This is a genomic window from Pseudomonadota bacterium, assembly GCA_010028905.1.
Lineage (GTDB): Bacteria > Vulcanimicrobiota > Xenobia > RGZZ01 > RGZZ01 > RGZZ01.
Map to the genome: position 1 here is coordinate 1 of RGZZ01000449.1, position 4,170 is coordinate 4,170.

At 69.9% G+C, this 4,170-nt stretch carries 5 protein-coding genes; all 5 read left to right on the forward strand.

All coding sequences use genetic code 11. The features are described 5' to 3' along the window. Positions 1-61 precede the first annotated feature (61 nt). Positions 62-946 carry a hypothetical protein gene (locus EB084_20910; GenBank protein NDD30728.1) on the forward strand — a complete coding sequence of 295 codons (885 nt, stop codon included), beginning with the start codon at positions 62-64 and terminating at the stop codon, positions 944-946. After that, positions 930-2,249 carry a dihydroorotase gene (locus EB084_20915; GenBank protein NDD30729.1) on the forward strand — a complete coding sequence of 440 codons (1,320 nt, stop codon included), beginning with the start codon at positions 930-932 and terminating at the stop codon, positions 2,247-2,249. The genes EB084_20910 and EB084_20915 overlap by 17 nt, the downstream gene beginning before the upstream one ends. A gap of 22 nt (positions 2,250-2,271) precedes the next feature. Next, a complete protein-coding gene (locus tag EB084_20920) occupies positions 2,272-3,057 on the forward strand; it encodes an orotidine-5'-phosphate decarboxylase (protein NDD30730.1) in 786 nt (261 codons plus the stop codon). Then, positions 3,054-3,647, forward strand: a complete 594-nt coding sequence (locus EB084_20925; protein NDD30731.1) for an orotate phosphoribosyltransferase — start codon at positions 3,054-3,056, stop codon at positions 3,645-3,647. Before EB084_20920 ends, EB084_20925 begins: the two co-directional genes overlap by 4 nt. Next, positions 3,644-4,170 (forward strand): hypothetical protein (locus EB084_20930; GenBank protein ID NDD30732.1); only part of this gene is annotated, 527 nt, incomplete at its 3' end. The genes EB084_20925 and EB084_20930, both read left to right, overlap by 4 nt.

The following is a 4,170-nucleotide window of genomic DNA, read 5'->3' on the forward strand; positions in this document are numbered from 1 at the left end:
CCCCCCCCGCGGGCTCTCTGTTCGGCAGCAGGCCTGCCCGCATTCCCACGGTGGAGCGCCCATGCACGAACGGCACCTGTTGACCCTGAGAGACCTGGGCCGAAGCGAGATCGAACAGCTTCTCGACGCCTCGCCGATGCCAGACGCCCGACTGGCGCGCCCCCCCGCGACACGCGTGGCCCTGGCCCTGTTCGACGGCCACGGGCCCACGCGTCTCGTCTTCGAGCAGGCCTGCGCGCGCCTCGGCGTCGCCTGCGTCACCCTCGCCGTGACCCCTTCCGCGTCCGGCGCATCGGTGGCCGCCCAGGCAAGCGCACTGGGCGCCCACGCGCTCGTGGTGCGGCACGGCCTGGCTGGCGCCCCGTGGGGCGCGGCGCGCCGCTTCGACGGCTGCGTGATCAATGCCGGCGACGGTCCAAACGAGGAGCCGCTTCGCGGTCTCGCCGAGCTTCACGCGCTGCGAAGGCATCTCCCGCGCCTGAGCGGCGCGCGCGTCAGCATCGTTGGAGGCATCGATCATCACCCCACGGGTCGCTCGGTGATGTGGGGGTTGCGCAGCCTCGGCGCGCGCGTCACGGTTGTCGCCCCACCGACCCTGGCGAGCGACCGCCTCGTCGAAGCCGACATCCGCGTCACGCACAGACTCGATGACGCCGTGCGCGAGAGCGATGCCCTCTATGTTCTGCCCCTGCCCCCGCAGGGCGAGGAGAGGAACCTGTTCCCCTCTGTTGCCGAATACGCCCATCTCTTCAGCGTGACCCCAGCGCGCCTCATCCAGGCGGGGGTCACGCTGCCCGTGCTCCATCCCGGCCCGATGGGAAGAGAGGCCACCAGCGGCGCAGGCTGCGTCATCGACGCCGGCCCCCGCCTGCGCGCCGACATCGACATCACCGCCGCCACGCTGGCGAGCCTCCTCGCGAGACACCCCGATGCGCTGGCTGCTTGAGGGAGGGCGCGTTCTCGACCCCGCGAGCGCGATCGACGAGGTGGCCGACGTCCTCATCGAGAACGGCCAGATCGCCGCCGTACGGCCTGGCCTCGAGGTGAGCGACATTCCCCGCGTCGACGCGCGGGGTCGCGTGGTGTGCCCCGGATTCGTCGACATGCACGTCCACCTGCGCGAGCCCGGGAGAAGTGACAAGGAGACCGTCGACACCGGCGTGCGCGCGGCCGTGCGAGGAGGCTTCGTTGCGGTGGGCGCCATGCCCAACACGCAGCCGCCCATGGACACGCCCGAGATGGTCGAGAGCCTGGCCCGACGAGGACGATTGCTCGGTCTGGCCCACGTGCTCCCCATTCCCTGCATCACGCGCGGCATGCGCGGCGAGCGACTCGCCGAGCTCGGCCTTCTGGCCGCGGCCGGCGCCGTGGGATTCTCCGACGACGGCAGGTGCGTCATGAACGCGCAGGTGATGCGACGCGCCCTCGAATACGCGCGCATGCTCGATCGCCCCGTGATCGGCCACGAGGAAGACGAGCACCTCTCGAATGGCGGTGCGGTTCACGAAGGCGCCCACAGCGCGCGCCTCGGCCTCCCCGCCATGGCCGCCGCCGCCGAGGAGGTCATCGTGGCGCGCGACGTGATCCTGGCCGAAGCCACGGGAGGCTGGCTGCACGTGGCCCATGTGTCGACCGCGCGCAGCGTGGCCATCATCCGAGACGCCAAGGCCCGTGGCGTTCGCGTCACCGCGGAGGTGACGCCGCACCACCTGCTGCTCGACGATGGCGAGCTTGGCGCGTACGATGCGTCGATGAAGATGAATCCCCCCCTGCGAGAGGCGCGCGACCGCGCCGCCCTCGTCGAGGCCCTGGCCGATGGCACCATCGACTGCATCGCCACCGATCACGCGCCGCACACCACCGCCGAGAAAGACGTGGAGATGGGCTGTGCCGCCTTCGGCGTGATCGGCCTCGAGACCGCCGTTCCTGTTCTCCTCGACCGCCTGGTTCGCACTGGCCACATCTCGCTGACGCGCTTCGTCGACGCCTGCAGCACCCGTCCGGCGGAGATCCTCCGCTACGAGGGCGGCCGCATCGCGCCTGGACGACCCGCATCGCTCACCGTGCTCGACCTGGAGAAGGTCGAGCACATCGCGGCCGAGGCGTTCGAGAGCAAGGCGAGGAACTGTCCGTTCGTCGGATGGACGGTGCAAGGACTCCCGATGATGACCATCGTCGATGGTCGCATCGTGATGCGCGACCGAACCGTCATCGACGCCACTGAATCACATCGACAGCAAAGCCCCTGAGAGGATGACCCCTGAAATGGTGATGGAAGCAAACACGCTGCTCACGCCCGGTGAGCGGCTCATCGTGGCCCTCGACGTCTCAGACGCTGCCCGCGCCCTTCGTCTCGCCGAGACCCTGACCCCCGTCGTCTCGCGCTTCAAGGTCGGTCTGCAGCTCTACAGCGCGGCGGGCATGGGCATCGTCGAGGCGCTGCACGATCTCGGCGCCTCGGTCTTCCTCGATCTGAAGATGCACGACATCCCAAACACGGTCTCGTCTGCCCTCGAGGTCTGCGTGCAGCCCGGCGTGATGCTCGTCGACGTGCACGCCACAGGAGGGCGGCGCATGCTCGAGGCCGCTGCGCTGAGCGTCGAGAAGGCGGCCACGCGTCTCGGCGTTCCACGACCGAAGGTGCTGGGCGTGACCCTCCTCACCCACCTGCACGTCTCCGACCTGCTCGAGGTCGGCTTCTCTGATTCAGTGAGAGACGCTCGCAGCCCGGCGCCGGCGAGCGACGTGGTGAGCGCGCACGTTTGCCGCCTGGCGCGCCTCTGCCAGGAAGCCGGGCTCGACGGCGTGGTCGCCTCTCCCCAGGAGCTGCGCGCCATACGCGAGGAGGTTGGGCCATCGTTCCTCGTGGTGACGCCCGGGATCCGCCCGTCCGGCGCGGTGCTCAACGATCAGGTGCGCGTGGCCACACCCACCCGCGCCATTCGTGGTGGGGCCTCGTACATCGTGGTGGGGCGTCCCATCACCGAAGCCGACGATCCGCTCGAGGCCGCACAGCGTGTGGTGCGCGAGATGGAAGACGCGATGCTGATCGCATGAAGATCGACGCCGAGACCCTCCTGCAACGCTTCCGAGACTGCCGCGCCCTGCTCGACGGCCACTTCCTCCTCAGCTCCGGCCTCCACTCGCCTCAGTACTTCCAGTGCGCGCTCCTGTTCGACGACCCCCGCTTCGGCCGCACGCTCGGAGAAGCCCTCGCGCAGTCCGTTCGTGAGGCGGGCTGCGGTGACGTGTCTCGCATCGTCGGCCCCGCCCTGGGAGGCGTCATCGCGGCCTACGAGCTTGCCGCGGCACTGGGCGCGCGCAACGCCTTCGCCGAGCGCGGTGCCGATGGCCGCATGACGTTGCGACGCGGCTTCGAGGTGACCCAGGGCGAGCGCGTCATCGTCTGTGAGGACGTGGTCACCACCGGTGGCTCCGCCGACGAGGTGGTGAAGATGCTGCGCGCCCTCGGCGCGAATCCCGTGGCCGTGGCCTGCGTGGTCGATCGCAGCAGCGGCGAGACCCGCCTCGACGTACCGCTCACCTCCCTGGTGAGAGCCCAGGTCCAGACCTTCGATCCGGCGGCCTGCCCCTTGTGCGCTGAAGGATCGAACGCCGTGAAGCCCGGCAGCCGCCCAACGCCATGATCACGTGCCTCGAGGCCAGGGCGGTTCGCCAGGACAACGTGCTCCTCATCGGACCCTACCCCGATGGAGAGCCGCTCGAAGCACACGACACGCCAGGGCGGCTCGACCGACGCTTCAAGCACTGCAACATCGCGCTGGTCATCGCGCAGCCCGGCACACGCACCCCCTACGCCCAGATCATGCGCCTGCTGCACGCCAGCGGCGTGCCCTGCTCGCTGGTGCTGCACGGTGTTCCGGATGTTCCGGGCGGTGCGTCGCTCGCCGCCTTCTTCCCGCTGGAAGACCCGACCCCGTGCTGGCGCTGCCTCGAGCTGCGGTGGCTCGGATGGGCGCCAGACACGGACCGCGCGCTGTCGTGGCTCGAATCCTTGCAGCACCCAGACATCTGCCCCCCGGCGCGGCGCGACGCATCGCCGGAGGAGACCCTCGTGCTGCTGTCGTGGACCGCGATGGACATGCTGGGAGCAGATCCGGGCCTCGCCCGCCTCGTGCTCGATGACGGCTCGTTCACCGAGCATCACTT